General features: G+C 59.0%; 13 protein-coding genes. 4 read left to right on the forward strand and 9 right to left on the reverse strand.

Translation table 11 applies throughout. The annotated features are described in order from the left end of the window. Positions 1–103: 103 nt before the first annotated feature. From ACIK7D_RS20575 to ACIK7D_RS20610, 8 genes are all read right to left on the reverse strand, one after another. The gene (locus tag ACIK7D_RS20575) at positions 104–2,047 is read right to left on the reverse strand and encodes a methyl-accepting chemotaxis protein (protein ID WP_080819762.1); all 1,944 of its coding nucleotides are present in this window, start codon (positions 2,045–2,047) and stop codon (positions 104–106) included. Between the two features lie 300 nt (positions 2,048–2,347). After that, the gene (locus ACIK7D_RS20580; protein ID WP_400157247.1) at positions 2,348–4,237 is read right to left on the reverse strand and encodes a M48 family metallopeptidase; all 1,890 of its coding nucleotides are present in this window, start codon (positions 4,235–4,237) and stop codon (positions 2,348–2,350) included. 8 nt (positions 4,238–4,245) lie between these two features. Next, a complete protein-coding gene (locus ACIK7D_RS20585; protein ID WP_400157248.1) occupies positions 4,246–6,282 on the reverse strand; it encodes a DUF4034 domain-containing protein in 2,037 nt (678 codons plus the stop codon). A gap of 128 nt (positions 6,283–6,410) precedes the next feature. Further along, the gene (locus ACIK7D_RS20590; protein WP_400157249.1) at positions 6,411–6,737 is read right to left on the reverse strand and encodes a hypothetical protein; all 327 of its coding nucleotides are present in this window, start codon (positions 6,735–6,737) and stop codon (positions 6,411–6,413) included. Between the two features lie 118 nt (positions 6,738–6,855). After that, the gene (locus ACIK7D_RS20595) at positions 6,856–7,632 is read right to left on the reverse strand and encodes an ABC transporter permease (protein WP_400157250.1); all 777 of its coding nucleotides are present in this window, start codon (positions 7,630–7,632) and stop codon (positions 6,856–6,858) included. After that, entirely contained in the window at positions 7,619–8,440 is an 822-nt protein-coding gene (locus tag ACIK7D_RS20600) for an ABC transporter ATP-binding protein (protein ID WP_137453482.1), read from the reverse strand. Before ACIK7D_RS20600 ends, ACIK7D_RS20595 begins: the two co-directional genes overlap by 14 nt. Positions 8,441–8,449: 9 nt before the next feature. Beyond that, complete coding sequence (locus tag ACIK7D_RS20605; RefSeq protein ID WP_164865539.1) at positions 8,450–9,451, reverse strand: ABC transporter substrate-binding protein; 1,002 nt, start codon at positions 9,449–9,451, stop codon at positions 8,450–8,452. Between the two features lie 48 nt (positions 9,452–9,499). Beyond that, positions 9,500–10,582, reverse strand: coding sequence for a 4-oxalomesaconate tautomerase (locus ACIK7D_RS20610; RefSeq protein ID WP_400157251.1), 1,083 nt, complete (start codon positions 10,580–10,582; stop codon positions 9,500–9,502). A gap of 105 nt (positions 10,583–10,687) precedes the next feature. Here ACIK7D_RS20610 and ACIK7D_RS20615 point away from each other — a divergent pair, with 105 nt between their 5' ends. After that, a complete protein-coding gene (locus ACIK7D_RS20615) occupies positions 10,688–11,584 on the forward strand; it encodes a LysR family transcriptional regulator (RefSeq protein WP_003510199.1) in 897 nt (298 codons plus the stop codon). A 107-nt stretch (positions 11,585–11,691) separates the two neighbouring features. On the opposite strand, the gene ACIK7D_RS20620 is transcribed toward ACIK7D_RS20615, so the two are convergent. Further along, on the reverse strand, positions 11,692–12,237 hold the full coding sequence (locus tag ACIK7D_RS20620) for a MarR family winged helix-turn-helix transcriptional regulator (protein ID WP_400157252.1): 546 nt from the start codon (positions 12,235–12,237) through the stop codon (positions 11,692–11,694). A 148-nt stretch (positions 12,238–12,385) separates the two neighbouring features. Between ACIK7D_RS20620 and ACIK7D_RS20625 the strand changes: the two genes are divergently transcribed. Genes ACIK7D_RS20625 through ACIK7D_RS20635 form a run of 3 tightly spaced genes read left to right on the forward strand, consistent with a single transcriptional unit; the run spans position 12,386 to position 14,548 of the window. Then, on the forward strand, positions 12,386–12,721 hold the full coding sequence (locus tag ACIK7D_RS20625; RefSeq protein ID WP_080819752.1) for a cupin domain-containing protein: 336 nt from the start codon (positions 12,386–12,388) through the stop codon (positions 12,719–12,721). Positions 12,722–12,748: 27 nt separating this feature from the next. Further along, the gene (locus ACIK7D_RS20630; RefSeq protein ID WP_174022623.1) at positions 12,749–13,153 is read left to right on the forward strand and encodes a VOC family protein; all 405 of its coding nucleotides are present in this window, start codon (positions 12,749–12,751) and stop codon (positions 13,151–13,153) included. Between the two features lie 36 nt (positions 13,154–13,189). After that, positions 13,190–14,548 (forward strand): peptidase S41, encoded by a 1,359-nt coding sequence (locus ACIK7D_RS20635; protein ID WP_400157253.1) that lies wholly within the window; start codon positions 13,190–13,192, stop codon positions 14,546–14,548. The last annotated feature ends 17 nt before the right edge of the window (positions 14,549–14,565 follow it).

The following is a 14,565-nucleotide window of genomic DNA, read 5'->3' on the forward strand; positions in this document are numbered from 1 at the left end:
CCGCCCAAAAGCAGGACACCGGGGATCTCCGATCCCCGGTGTCGATATTTAGAGCGATGCTTTCAGCGCCTCAACCGAGCGTGCCGTAAAGGCAGGGCAAGGATCAAAACTCCTCCCAGTTGTCGGGGGCGGTATTCAACGCGGCATTACCTGAAAACGCCGCCCTTATCCTGCCGCCAAGCGCACGCGCGGGAGACGCTGCAGGCCTGTCGGCAACCGATGCCGTGCGCACGGGCGCGGAGGCCTCGCCATAACCGCCTTCGGACAGTTTGAACTGCGCGATCAGCCCGTTGAGCGAAGACGCCTCGCGCGCAAGCCCGTGGCTGGCGGCGGTGCTTTCCTCCACCATGGCGGCGTTCTTCTGGGTGTCCTGATCCATCTGGTTCACGGCCGTGTTGATCTGCTGAAGACCGGAGGACTGCTCCTGTGCCGATTCCGCAATGGCGGCAACGTGCCGGTTGATTTCCTGCACCTCCGTCACGATCAGTTCCAGCGCCTTGCCGGTTTCACCAACCAGCTGCACGCCCTGCTGAACCTGACCGTTGGATGTCGTGATCAGGTTCTTGATCTCCTTGGCCGCACCGGCAGAGCGCTGCGCCAGTTCGCGAACCTCCTGCGCGACAACGGCAAAGCCCTTGCCCGCCTCACCCGCACGGGCAGCTTCCACGCCGGCATTCAGCGCCAGAAGGTTCGTCTGGAACGCGATCTCGTCGATCACGCCGATGATGTTGGAAATCTCATTGGCGGATGTCGCGATCTGCTCCATTGCAGCGACGGCCTGCTGCACCACCTCTCCGGATTTTTCAGCGCCGACTTTTGCACGGCCGACGAGGTGACCCGCTTCCTGCGCCCGCTTCGTGGCGTCCTTCACCGTCGTGGTGATCTCTTCCAGCGCAGCCGCAGTCTCCTCAACGGCGGCCGCCTGCTGCTCCGTGCGTCTCGCCAGATCATCCGCTGCAGACCTTATCTCGTTGGCGCCGGCGTCGATGCCGCGCGCGTTCTGCGCCACCTGGCTCAAGGTCGACTGCAACTGTTCCGCAGCCCGGTTGAAATCGCCGCGGATACCGTCAAGACCGGAAACGAACGGCTGAACGATCCGGTAAGTAACGTCGCCCTGGGCGATCTTCGAAAGGGCCGTGGCAAGATTGTCGACGGCAAACTGTACGTCGGCAGCTTCCCTGGCCTTCTGCTTCTCGCGCTCGATCCGGTCCTTTTCGGAAGTCGACCGGTTGGCCTCCGTTTCATTCTCAAGCCGGAGGCGTTCGATTGCGCTTTCGCGAAACGCCTGAACCGCAGCAGCCATCTGGCCGACTTCATCCCTGCGATCCATTCCGGAAATTTCGCTGGCCGTATCACCGGCCGCCAGCGATTCCATGCGCGCACGAAGCCGCGCAATCGGAGTGGTGATACCCCGGGAGGAAATGAGCAGGCCAAGTGCGATCACGGCCAGCGAAACGAGCGCGAGCGTAATCAGACCCGTCCAGATCGTCGTATTGGTGCTGGCTGTAAGGCGTTCTCTCCCCTCATTCATCACCTGGATGAGCTGTTCATTGCCGGCGCTGATCTTTGGCGAGACTTCGGCAATTTTCCGAAGCACGTTGAGCGCCATCTGCTGCGCTTCGGCGCGTTGCCCTGCCTGCATGAGGGCGATGACCTGATTGCCGATCTCCTCGACTTCGACAACACCCTTGAGGATATCGCGGGCGGCATCCGTGCGCGCCGGCACCAGCTCCATGATCTTGTTCTGGCGTTCCTCGAGCTGCTTACGGTCGGCTCTGAAGGTTTTGACGGCAGCTTCGAAATCAGCGCTGGCCGGCTCGTTAAGGCTGGCGCGAAGCATCTGCATGCCGAGTGCATTGAGGTTCCCGCTGGTTCTGGCGTTCAGAACCGCAGCAAGGGCCTCATGGCCGATGAAATCGCTATAGACGCTGTCGGTACCTTTATATTGCAGGCTGACGTAGCTTATTCCGGAAAGCGACATCAGGCTCATCAGAGAGATGACAAAAACGACCTTCGTTTTTATCTTGGTATTGTTCAGGAAAGACATGAATGGCCTCAAGGCAAGCACTCCTCCAGTCGCCCTCTCGGGAGGCCGGGGAATATATAATGAAACATCGCGGGTAGCTGTTGCCCCTCCTCATAGGGCGACAAGCGGATGCCTTTTTCGAGCCGCCGCCGGGCGGGTCGTCATGGGTCCGCTTGTTCTACCGGCTCCGCCGATGAAACCTTGGAACCTGCGTATTTTAGATTTCACAAAATCACTAAATGAAGTGTTACCCGGGATAGGCAAGTGCTGACAATTCGCCGCGCCGCAGACCGGTTCGAGCATCGTTTTCAAGCCTGTAAGCTACGCGACAGCGGCCGTGCCCACTCGGGCAATCAGGCTATCGTGCCTGCAATGGGCCGGGACTGGATCGTTCGGCCCGATAAAACGAAGCTGCAGATGAAGATGCAACCGCGCCTGCAAACGCTCAAACAGCCGCTTGCAGGCGGAAGCGTTCCTGTCTTCCTCGCCGGTCAGTTTGCCGACGAGGCGCATGAACCAGCCGTCATAGGCCTGCACATAAAGGAACCATCGTGTCGGGTCCGGCGCACCGGGCGGTGTGTCGCGGCAGAGCCAGATGGCGTGCGCATGCTGAAACAGCGGACGAAGCGTGCCTTGCAGCAAGGTGAGTTCGGATGCTTCCAACCCGTGAGGATGGAGACCGGCATCGTTGGAGGCGGATCGGACGGCATCTTCGCTCGTCCACAGGCGGTCGGCGCTCTGCCGATGCTGTTCTGCCGCCGGCCTGTCTCCCACCCGCAGGCAGAGTTCGCAGAGGTGGCGATGGAGCCGATACCTGGAGAAAGAGGGATTCCGGCCGATACGGTGCCACAAGGACATCGCTCCGTGTATGTCTCCGGTTTTCTCCATATCCTCTGCCCGTAGCTGTAAAAGCGTCGTCTCTTCAGGCGAATACCGCAATCCTTCCGCAATCGCCTCGGCGCGAAGCATGCCTGACGGATCGAATTTCTCTGAAAGCAGCGCCAGTTGCAGCCAGTCCTGCTCGTCGAACATCTGTTGTTCGCGACGCTGCAGGAGCCTTGAGAAGTCGCTGCGCTGACGGCTATGCCAGTCTTTTGCGTCCTGCCAGCCTCGTGCGGCATTGTCGCGCCAGTCTGCATCAAGCCGTGCCGCGATGCCGGGGGCTTCCTCCCCCAACCATTCGGCGGCGGCGGAAGTCTCTTCGAGACGCCAGGGCAGATGATCGGGAAGCGGGCCTGCCGGATCAAACCCCGTTGCGGCAATGCGCTCCGACAAAACGGGATGGGTGCTATGACTATCCGGTTTCTGGCAGAGGTCTTCATGCAGCCAGACGGCCGCCTGCGCGCCATCTCGCGGGCGGCTGTTCTCCGGCTCCGCCAACATCAGGGCAAAGGGTCGCGCCTTGGCGATGTCATCTTTGTCTGCCCCAGCAAACATATCCGGCCAGAATTGGCTGGACAGGGCTCTTTGCCGCCATGTGAGAGCGATTTCCGTCTCAAATGCGATGTCGGCGCCGCAGACCGTGATCGCCCGCGCATCGGCAACCGCCTCGCAGCGACGGGAAAACTCCAGCGTCTCGCGCATCATGCGCGGTACATACCAGGCAAGAAACAATCTGAGCGGCGCGGTGACCAGCCGATGATTGCGCTCATGCAATTTACCGAGTGCTGCCCAGCGCTGGCGAGCCACATGGGCCCAGCGCGCAAAATGACCGTGCAACCGGGAAATATGGGCGTATTCATGCGCGATGACGGTCGCGGCCTGCCGTTGCGTCAACAGGGCGAGAAGCGGCAGACCGAGAACCAGAACATGCCTCGGCTGGCCGCCGCGGGAGCCTGTCTGATAGATGGACGCGTTAAGCTCGGCATTGATATAGACGGCCGTGAAGGCTGGCGCATCGCAGGCGAGGCGCAGCCGTTCAAGCGCTTCGGCAAGGACGGGAACCCTGTCGGGCTGCAGCAATATTCCATCCGAAACCGGTGGGGGCGGTACTGCCGCATAGGCTCGCAGGACCATCAGCCCGTAAAAGACCCATGACAGCGCCGGCAAGGCAAGAAGCACCAGCAGAAGCCACGAAGACACCAGCAACACAAGCAAAAGAGGCGACAGGATCAGCGCAAGGCCGCAGGCCAACAAGAATATGTCGCCAAAGGCAAGCCAGGCCAGGGCTCGCCATCTGCCTTCGCGCGGTGACTGGAGGGGGCTTGCCATGCCGACGCTTATTTCGGTGGAAGATGGTCGCTTGAAAGTTTCTTGCCGAGGAAGAAGGCCTTCAACGCCCGCCCGGCCATCTGCAATCCGCTCGATCCATAAACTTGCGTTTCCATCCACTCCAGTGACGAATGATCGGGGAAGAGTTCCTTGTAACGGTCGAACCATTGCATGGCGATAAACTCGCTTTTGGGAACGCCATCGCCGTATTTATAGGCGAGAACGACCTGGCCATATGCCTCTCCGGCAATGTGGTCGTCATGATAGTCGATGAGGGATTTCATATTGGCGACGGCCTGCTGTTTTTCCTCCGCAGTGCCGTGCCGGCGATCAACGCTCGCCAGTCGGATGAGGGACATATCCACGCCGCCTTCCATCGCGCCACGGTAATATTCCTGAACCCGTTCGAAATTTTCCCGGAGCGACAGATCGAGATTGTCGACATTTTCCAGCCGCCAGGCATAGTTATAAAGCGCGACCGGCTCACCCTCCTCGACCGCCTGCTGAAGCCAGCGACCCGCTTCGTCGCCGTCGAGCAGTTGCGGGTCTGTATCGGGCCGGAATCCCGTTGCGATATCATACATGCTTGCCGCGGCCGAATAGACGCGCCGTTCAGCGAATGCGCGGGTCAACCAGGCCGACTCCTGCTGGAATCCTCCATCCCAGATCATCCGGCAGGCATGCATCGGCGTGAACTCATCGGGCTCGTAGAGCGGTTCGAGTTGCGCGACCCGGTCGACCAGCTGCGTGGCGATGGCCGGGTTCGCCTCTATTCCCCACATGCCGAACTGCCAGGCGAATGCCGCCATGGTCAGCATGGTCGGCTCATCAAAACGGCGGACGGCCGTCTGCAACACATTTGCATAGGCGCCGTCGTGATCCTCGAAATGCTGGATCAGCATCAGATTGGTGAAGTCCCGGAACGGGCCGTCAATGGCCGGATAGGTTCCCGGCGCCTTGCAGTAACGGATGGATTCGACATGGCGCTGGTGCGCCAGTTTTTCGTCCTGGAGAGAATAATGGGTGAAATTGGCGTATTTTCCGAGGGAAACGAAACGCAGGCGATCCGTGAGATCCCGCGCCAGCCAATTCTTGAAAATCCTCTCCCGGGCAGCAATTTCGCGGGTATCGCCGGGTTCGGGATAATCGGGAATGGTCAATGCATCCTGCACCCCGGGCCAGCGCACGGAATTGCGCTCCTGTTCGCTCAGTGCGGAACATAAGGGGCCTTTGGCGAATTTTTCGACCTCGCCATCATCGCCACCCCATCGCGGGCTCAAATATTGCGCGTAAGAAACCAGGATTTCCGGCCACCGGGGCCGAAGCGAAAGGCAGTAGCGCAGCCAGTAATAGCCGGGATTTTCGGCGTCCCCCTGCTGCAGGGGCGGAAGCGAGGCAGGAAGCGTCGCCGTTATGATACCGGGCGGCGTCAATCCGTGTCTGGCAAGGCGGGCGCATGCGGCTTCGTAAAGCTCCGGTTCCAATTCATCGCGCGCTGCCGTCTTTTCAACGGGCGTACCCAGAAACAGCCCATCGACGAAATCCGGCTGACCGAGATACTGGCTCATCTCCATCATGGTTTCCGCGGCAAGAGCAGGCCGCGCGGAAAGGGCCATCGCCTTCAGCAAATGCTCTGCCGCAATTATGCAGGCCATGTGGGCGGCGGCCCACTGGTCTTCCCCAACATCCGATGCCCAGCTCGCCGTTCGGATGTCGCAGGCCCGGCGGAAATAATAGTGACCGGCGACCTGCCTTGCATGGTACGAAGCCGGGTATGCCTGCCTCCAGCCATCGAGCAGTTCCAGTCTGAGGGCCGCGTCGACGCTGGCGCTGTCGAACAGGCCCGTGTCGGTCGAAAGATGGATATAGCGATCGTCCGCCAGATCGTCGGACTGCCACCATGCCGTCTCAAGCGCCGCGAGTATACGCTCCACCTCGTCGAAGCGCCGTTCAAGCATCGCCTTCCGCAACTCATCCCGCTGACGGAATCTCACCCATTGCGGGCCATCCAGTGGCAGGGGAGACGAAATTGTGACTGTTTTCATGAATGGCTCCTCAGCGGATACGTCCTTCCTTGGAGCATCAAAAAGCCCCTTGTGTCGAGATATCTGAGGAGACTTTTCCCGGCACTTTTACAAATCTCACCGCCAGGAACACAACACCGACCAGGCACTCAATCAGCAAAAGCCAAAAGCCCCACGCCTCGCTTTGCAGCTCGCTCCAGGAGATCACGCATCGAATTGAACGCGGCCAGCGCGTGTTCGTTACCTTCAAGAATATATTCGTTTGTGAGGAGGATATTCAGCAATATCCCGACCTGCACGGGTTCAAGCAGCCTATCTTCGAAGTAGCTGAGGTCGGCGCCAGCCTGCCGGCCCTTATCGAATAAAGCCGCAAGCAAACGGTGCGCATCAAGATCGATGGAACCGGCGAGCTCGAGGCCGCCGGGGTCCGCAGGCATCAATTTGGTGTCTAACTCGGCGTAGTAGATGTCCAGCATGTGCAATTTGTCCAACGAATGAAGGATTTGGACGTCGCCATTTCGCTTGCAAGGCTCAGCCAGCTAAAAAGGGGCGATCACGGACCGCCCCAAAGGAAATAGTCTTGTTTCAGTCCGCTTACGCGGGGCGCTCCTCGCCTGCATTGGGTCGCCAGGTAATCAACCTCTTCTCCGCAAAATCCAGAATGAGGTCAATAACAAGAACGAAGACCGCCAGAATGATGATGCCTGCGAAAACACCGACCGCATCGAAGTTGCCTTCCGAGCGGGCGATCAGGTAGCCCAGGCCGGCGGAAGCTCCCAGATATTCGCCGATGATTGCGCCGACCACTGCAAATCCGACGGACGTGCGCAGCGACGACACAATCCAGCTCGCCGCAGCCGGGAAATAGACGTGACGCAGCAGGTCCGAGCGCTTGGCGCCCAGAATGCGGGTATTGGAAAGCACGACCGGGTTCACTTCGCGCACGCCCTGCATGGCATTGAAGAAAGTGACGAAGAAGACGAGCGTAACCGCAAGCGCAACCTTCGACCACAGGCCAAGACCGAGCCAGAGCACGAAGATCGGGGCCAGAACGACACGCGGAATGGCGTTCACGGCCTTGATGAACGGATCGAGCACCCGCGCGACGAAGGGGCTGAGGCCCAGCCAGACGCCGGCGCCGACGCCGAGACCTGTACCGATGAGATAGCCCAGCACCGTTTCGCTCAGCGTGATGCCGACATGCTTGTAAAAACCGGCATCGGCAACCCAGTCAATCACCTGTTTGACGATGTCATAGGGTGCCGGAAAGAAGAAGCGGTCAATGGCGCCCGAGGTGACACCGAGCTGCCACCCGCCCAAAAGCACGACCAGAAGAGCGACCTGGATGGTACGAACATTAACGGCTTGCATAGCTTTTCTCCACTTCGCCACGCAGGGACGCCCATATATCGCGATAGAGCGTCATGAATTTTGGATCGAGTTTGATTTCCGCGACGTTGCGGGGCCGCTCGAGATCGACAGGAAAGCTCTCGATGACGCGGCTCTTCGGGCCGGCAGCGAGAACGACGACGCGGTCTCCGAGCGCAATCGCCTCTTCCAGATCATGGGTGATCATGACCACCGCACGGCGGGCCTCCTGCCACAGGCGCAGCAACTCGTTCTGCATGAGGTGGCGGGTGTGGATATCCAATGCGGAGAAGGGTTCGTCCATCAGGATGACCTTCGGCTCGGTGATGAGCGCCTGCGCCATCTGCACGCGTTTGCGCTGTCCGCCGGAGAGCTGGTGCGGAAAGCGGTCTCCGAAGCCCTTCAGGCCAACCTTTTCAAGCCAGGCCTGAACCTTGGCGCGCCGCTCATTTTCGGGAACGCCGCGGAACATCAAACCAAGCTCGACATTCTGAAACGCTGTCTTCCAGGGAAGAAGCGCGTCCTGCTGGAACAGATATCCGATATTGTTCTGTACGCCCTTGACGAGCGAACCGTCGATGGAAACCCTGCCCTGCGCTGGCTTCAACAGGCCCGCAATCGCGTTGAGAATGGTGGACTTTCCGCATCCCGTCGGCCCGACGATGGAGAGAAACTCGCCATCGCCGACCTTGAGATTTACGTTTTGCACGGCAACAAACGAACCGAACGCCATGGTCACGTCGTCGATTGCCACCATCGGCTGGGGCTTGAGTTCCGTCACGGGTTCTAGCTTTCTGGCTGGCGAAGACATGGCGGCCTCTCAGTTTGCGGCCTTCGAGGCCGCAGCCTCGACGAACTTGTTGGTGTAGGTGGTGTTGAGATCGATCGTCGCCTTGGCCACCGCATCATTGAAGCTTTTCAGAACGGCCAGCGGCGTTTCGAGATCGGCAGGCTCAAACTTGCCGTCTTCGGAGAAGATCGCCTTGGCTGCTTCGACAGCCTTGATATAGGTCTGCTTGTCGCCGGACACGAAATCATCGGGAAGCTTTGCGACAATTTCTTCCGCAGAATGCTGCTTCATCCAGTGCAGCGCCCGAACCGTCGCATTGGTGACCTTCTGGATCACTTCGGGATTGGCATCGATATAGTCCTGCGTGGCGTAAAGGACCGAGGTGGGATAGATGCCGCCATAGACATCCCTTGCGCCCTGATCGCTGCGGGCATCGATGAGGATCTTGCCCAGCCCGCGCTCCACGACGATGGTTGCGGCAGGGTCGTAATTGACGAGCAGATCGATCTTGCCCTGCTGCAGGGCTGCAACGGCCGCAGCGCCCGAACCGACGCCGATGATGGAGATGTCGTTGTCGCTGAGATTATGCTGCTTCATGTAGTAGCGAATGAAGAAGTCCGAAGAGGAGCCGGGCGACGTGATGCCGACCTTCTTGCCCTTGATCGTCTCGGGCTTGGCCGGATCGAAATCCGTGTCGTTCTTGCCGGCGAGAACCAGGCCCGAGTTACGGGCAAGCTGCACGAAGCCGACCACGTGCTTGTTCTGCGACTGCATCTGGATCGTATGATCGTAGAACCCGACGGCAACGTCCGTGGAACCGGCAACAAGCGCCTGCAGAACCTTCGATCCGCCCTGGGCAAAGTTCTCGGTCGTTACATCAAGGCCCTCCTCCTTGTAGAAGCCGAGGCTCGCCGCCACGGGGAAAGGCAGGTTGTTGAGGTTGTACGAGCCAACGCTCATCCTGACGGATTCGGCATTGGCAGATGCCGCCAGCGCACAGAGCGCCGCGGTTGCAAGCAGATATTTACGCATAAGGGTCTCCTCCCGGTTTGACTATATTTTGCGCCACTATGGCCGCGTCTAGGCTGCGTCTTCAATCGCAGCGGTTGGTTTGGCGAAGGCGAAGCCTTCGAAAAGCCTGCGCGCCGTTCTTACGAGGCCGGCCGTTATTGCGCCGTTTCGCATCTCCAGCTGCACGTCGAGGCAGCCGGCGGGATGTTCGATGCGGATCTGGGCCGGCACCGAAAGGCCTCCGGCCACATCATAAGCGATGGAGCCTTTGGTGACAGCCGCGGTTGCGATTCCAACGGCGCCGGTCGTCGCCAGTGCAGGATGACACTCGTTGGGCATGAAATACCGCACCGAAAGAGTGCCGCCTCTGCGGGCCGGTGCAACGAGCACCGGTTTCGGAATGACCATGTCTTTCACATCACCCATTCCCATCAACTTTCCGGCCTCGATGCGGATGCGGGTCATCCGTGCGATGAGATCCTTGTGAGCGCTCAGGGTTTGCGGATCCTCGTAGCCCGTCACGCCAAGATCGGCTGCGCGGATGAGAACCATCGGAATGGCGCAGTCTATGGCCGTTATGTTGACGCCATCGATCAGATCGACCGGCTTTCCGGTGGGCAGCAGCTTGCCGGTTTTCGCACCCGCCGCATCCATGAATGTCAATGCGATGGGCGCCGCCAGACCCGGAACACCGTCGATCGAGGCGTCGCCGAGATAAATAACCTCGCGGCCGCGTGTCGGAACCTTCGCCTCGATCAGCTTGCCGGTATTCACGTTATGGATTCGCACAAGAGTATCGTTGCCCTGGGCTTCGACAAGCCCCGCTTCGATGGCAAAGGGGCCGACGGCGGCCAGCATGTTTCCGCAGTTTGGCGAATAGTCGACATACTGCCTGTCGGTCCGAACCTGCGCGAACAGATAATCGATGTCTGCGCCCCTGACGGTGGAAGGGCCGATAATCGCAACTTTGGACGTGACCGGATTGCCCCCGCCAATGCCGTCGATCTGAAGCGGATGGCCAGACCCCATGATGGAAAGAAGGGCCGCGTCCCGATCTGCTCGATCACGGGGAAGATCGGATGCGAGAAAGAACGGTCCACGCGACGTTCCACCGCGCATCAGCACACAGGGTATCTTCAGCAGATCGTTCATGGGTTGCCTCAATATTGCATTTGGCGGATCAATGCGTCGCGTTGTTGCAATATGCGCAAAAGAGTCTAATCTGTTAAATGCAATGTTTTGGAGCTTTATTGCGATATGAGCATCAATTGTGAAATTCTGGATTTGCGAGCGTTTCAAGCGGTGGTTGAACTAGCCAGTTTCCACAGGGCCGCCGAGGCGCTGCATATCTCGCAACCGGCGCTCACCCGCCGTATCCAGAAACTGGAGCAGGCGATAGGCGCGCCACTTCTTGAAAGAACGACGCGCCACGTCGCACCCACCGCCATGGGGCAGGAAGTCATGCCGCTCGTCCGGCGCATGCTCGAGGAATTTGACGGATCGCTTTTTGCCATGAAGGACGGTGCGCAACGGCGCGGGCTTATCACCATGGCCTGCGTTCCCACCGCCGCCTTTTACTTTCTTCCCACCGTCATCAAGACCTTCAGCCAGCAATACCCCCATATAAGGCTGCGGATCAGGGATTTGACAGCCAATGAGGGTCTGCAGGCGGTCGCCAGGGGCGAGGTGGAATTTGGCATCAATCTGATGGGCAATTCCGATCCCGAGCTTTCATTCGAGCCGCTCATCGATGACCCCTTCGTGCTGGCAATGAGGAAAGACCATCCTCTGGCAGCTTTCGAGACAATCGAGTGGGACCAGCTGGAGGCCTATCCGCTGGTTGTCGTGGACCGTTCAAGCGGCAACAGGACGCTTCTCGACAGCGCGCTTGCGCGACACAATCTAAAATTGAACTGGTTTTATGAGGTGACACATCTCAACACGTCGCTCGGTCTCGTAGAAGCCGGACTTGGGATTTCCGTCCTGCCGCGATTGGCGACGCCGCAGGACGATCACCCATTCCTTATCACCCGACCGATCGTCAACCCGGTGGTCTCCCGTACGATCGGCATCGTGCAAAGGCGAAGCAGCGCTCTTTCCCCAGCCGCTGAAAAATTTGTGAGGATGCTGCTCGAGACCTGGAAAACACAGTGATCGCTTGAGGAAAATGCTGCTACGGCCGGCAGGTCGCGAGCCGCAGATGCCCGGTAAACAGCTCGGACTTGCAGGTTCGCTCGAATGAAAAAACCTGCACCCGGAGCCTACGCACGGGCCTCGATATCCAGCACCAGCTTTTTCAGCAGCGCCGCGAGGTTATCGCGCTCCTCCGGAGTGAGCCCCTGCAGGAAACTCAATTCGCTTTTCATGTCCTGGCGAAACGCCTTTTCCGCCAGCTCGATGCCCGCCGGCATGAGGCACACAACGACACTGCGCCCATCGAGCGTCGATTTTCTGCGCTCGATGAGGCCGGCCTTTTCCAATCGATCAAGTCGGTGCGTCAGGCCGCCCGAGGAGAGCATCAGCGTCGTGTACATTTCCGTCGGCGTCAGCTGGTAGGGCGGTCCAGACCGGCGCAATGTGGCTATAACATCGAACTCGCCGCGGTCGAGACCGAAGCCGGCAAACGTCTCTTCGATTGACGGCGCCAGAAGGTTGCTGAGCCGTTTGGCGCGCCCGAAGACAGCCATCGGCTCCGTATCGATATCAGGCAGTTCCCGCGCCCATTGGCCACGGAGACGGTCGACATGATCTTCCCTGCCAGCTTCCATCGCCCGATCCGTCGTCGTGTCCGGCATCGCCTGCTTCATCTCATCACCCCTTCACCACTTCGAAAACCATATACGGCTTTGCCTGCTCCGTGAATATATCTTTGCGAGAAGATAGATAACTTGACAGGAAGATAAATTGCGCATATATCTTCTCGCGAAGATAGTTTTGTCTCAGGGAGGAGACCAGATGTTTTCCATCCGTCGTCATCAGGAACCGAACCCCGGCCAGAGCCGGACGGTGCGTTATGAAGGATGCGAATACGGAAGCGCCGTATCCATCTTTGTCGTCAATGCCGACCCGGGTCGCGGCCCTGATCTGCATGTTCACCCCTATGCCGAAACCTGGGTGGTGCGCAAAGGCGAGGCCGAGTTCACAATCGGCGATCAGCGGGCGCGCGGTTCGTCGGGCGACATCGTCGTCGGGCCTGCCAATATCCCCCACCGCTTCGAAAATATCGGCACCGACCGGCTGGAGATAATCTGCATCCATCCGAGCGAGACCTTTCAGCAGACCTTCCTGTAACCCCGTTCCACCATGAGGAGAAAGACAATGGCCAAAATGATTTTCCTGAACCTGCCGGTGAAAGACCTGACCGTTTCGACTGCCTTCTATGAGGCGATCGGCTGCGTGAAGAATGAAGAGTTTTCCAACGAAGACGCAAGCTCGATGGTGTGGTCGGAGACCATCACCTTCCAGCTTCTGCGGCACGACTACTACAAGACCTTCACCGCCAAACCGATCGCCGATGCCCGTACAACGAACGGCATGCTGATCGCCCTTTCGCGCGACAGCCGCGAAGAGGTCGACGCCATGGTTGGCGCCGCGGCAAAAGCAGGTGGGCAGGCGGATGTCCGTGAACCGCAGGATCTGGGTTTCATGTATCTCCGCACCTTCGCCGATCCCGATGGCCACGAATTTGAACCCGCTTACATGGATTTGAGCAATGCGGGCTGACGTCATCATCCACGCGCGTGACGAGGGGTTGTTCCCATGAGAACAGCCTTACGTTACAAGCTCGTCCTTGGCTTTCTCGCAATCCTGCCGCTTACGGGATATGCAAACGAGAACTCGATGACGGCCCGGCAGATGCGGGAGGATCTGTCGGCGCTTAAACAGCAATGGGCGCCCCTCGATAAAAGCTTCAGCCCGGATCAACGGCAGGCATTCGAGCGCCACGTCAACTTTATCGAAAGCGAGGTTGATCGCTTGAGCCCGGAAGCTTTCGCAATGGAGATCATGCGGTCTGTCGCGATTGCCCGAAACGGCCATACGAACGCCAATATCGGCGCTTTTCTGGGCGACGACCTGCCCATTCGCCTGTGGTGGTTTGCCGACGGCCTTTATGTTGTAAAGGCCCATCCGGACTATGCGCATCTGCTCGGTGCGCGCATAGAAAAGATCGGCTCGCTCACGGCAGCGGAAACGGAAAACCGGCTCAAGCCTTATCTTGCGGGCACAGATCAGAGAATCCACTTTCTCAGTCCCGGTTATCTGGTGACGCCGAGGGTGCTCCGGCATATAGGCGCCATTGACGACACCGCGAAAACACCGCTGACGCTGAATCTGGGGTCCGGAACGCTGGAGACGGTGTATTTGCCTGTTGTAACGAAAGACCCGGGCGATGAACGCAGCACCGGGCTGAACAGGGGCTATTCGGTTCTCGTTCCGGATGCGGAAAGGACGCCGGGACGCTGGCCGCATGTGCTTGACCAGCTAAAAGAAAGTCCTCGCTTATACAGCAAACGGAGCGATGTAACCGCGTCTTTTCTCGATGACGGAAGAACCACGCTCTACATTCGAAACGATACGGCGCGGAGTGTCGACGATAAGCCGCTCGTCGAAAAATTCGGCGGCATCATTCACAAAGACATCCTGCCTTTCCAGCCGAGGCACATCGTCGTCGATCTCCGTTTCAACAACGGCGGCGATTTCTTCAACAGCATTCTCTTCGCACAGGCACTGCCCCGCCTTCTCCCTGATCAGGGGCGGATTTCTGTCCTTGTGGGACGCGCGACGTTCTCCGCAGGCATCGTCACCGCAGCCTTGATAAAGGGAAGCGGAGGCGAGCGGGTATCTCTGATCGGCGAAAAAATGGGGGATAGCGGCAGGTTCTGGGCGGAAGGCGATAAAATAACACTGCCAAACTCAGGGATAAGCGTCCGCTACAGCTCCGAATTCGAAGACTACGAGCAAGGCTGCAGCGATGTCCGAACCTGCTACTGGGCGACCGTCGCATTTGGGCCCCGCAACATCTCTCTTTCACCCGACATCTCTGTTGGTCTCAGCTTCGACGATTATAAGCGCGGTCGGGATCCCGTGCTGGAAAAGGCACTGGAGCCTGCACGATAGGTAGCCGCCGACACATT

Origin of the sequence: Agrobacterium sp. P15N1-A (assembly GCF_044626815.1) — a bacterium.
Taxonomy (GTDB): domain Bacteria; phylum Pseudomonadota; class Alphaproteobacteria; order Rhizobiales; family Rhizobiaceae; genus Agrobacterium; species Agrobacterium leguminum.

Excerpts from the sequence above, each read along its gene's own strand:
- ACIK7D_RS20575 (WP_080819762.1), bottom strand. The coding sequence starts at position 2,047 with ATGTCTTTCCTGAACAATACCAAGATAAAAACGAAGGTCGTTTTTGTC.
- ACIK7D_RS20580 (WP_400157247.1), bottom strand. The coding sequence starts at position 4,237 with ATGGCAAGCCCCCTCCAGTCACCGCGCGAAGGCAGATGGCGAGCCCTG.
- ACIK7D_RS20585 (WP_400157248.1), bottom strand. The coding sequence starts at position 6,282 with ATGAAAACAGTCACAATTTCGTCTCCCCTGCCACTGGATGGCCCGCAA.
- ACIK7D_RS20590 (WP_400157249.1), bottom strand. The coding sequence starts at position 6,737 with ATGCTGGACATCTACTACGCCGAGTTAGACACCAAATTGATGCCTGCG.
- ACIK7D_RS20595 (WP_400157250.1), bottom strand. The coding sequence starts at position 7,632 with ATGCAAGCCGTTAATGTTCGTACCATCCAGGTCGCTCTTCTGGTCGTG.
- ACIK7D_RS20600 (WP_137453482.1), bottom strand. The coding sequence starts at position 8,440 with ATGTCTTCGCCAGCCAGAAAGCTAGAACCCGTGACGGAACTCAAGCCC.
- ACIK7D_RS20605 (WP_164865539.1), bottom strand. The coding sequence starts at position 9,451 with ATGCGTAAATATCTGCTTGCAACCGCGGCGCTCTGTGCGCTGGCGGCA.
- ACIK7D_RS20610 (WP_400157251.1), bottom strand. The coding sequence starts at position 10,582 with ATGAACGATCTGCTGAAGATACCCTGTGTGCTGATGCGCGGTGGAACG.
- ACIK7D_RS20615 (WP_003510199.1), top strand. The coding sequence starts at position 10,688 with ATGAGCATCAATTGTGAAATTCTGGATTTGCGAGCGTTTCAAGCGGTG.
- ACIK7D_RS20620 (WP_400157252.1), bottom strand. The coding sequence starts at position 12,237 with ATGAAGCAGGCGATGCCGGACACGACGACGGATCGGGCGATGGAAGCT.
- ACIK7D_RS20625 (WP_080819752.1), top strand. The coding sequence starts at position 12,386 with ATGTTTTCCATCCGTCGTCATCAGGAACCGAACCCCGGCCAGAGCCGG.
- ACIK7D_RS20630 (WP_174022623.1), top strand. The coding sequence starts at position 12,749 with ATGGCCAAAATGATTTTCCTGAACCTGCCGGTGAAAGACCTGACCGTT.
- ACIK7D_RS20635 (WP_400157253.1), top strand. The coding sequence starts at position 13,190 with ATGAGAACAGCCTTACGTTACAAGCTCGTCCTTGGCTTTCTCGCAATC.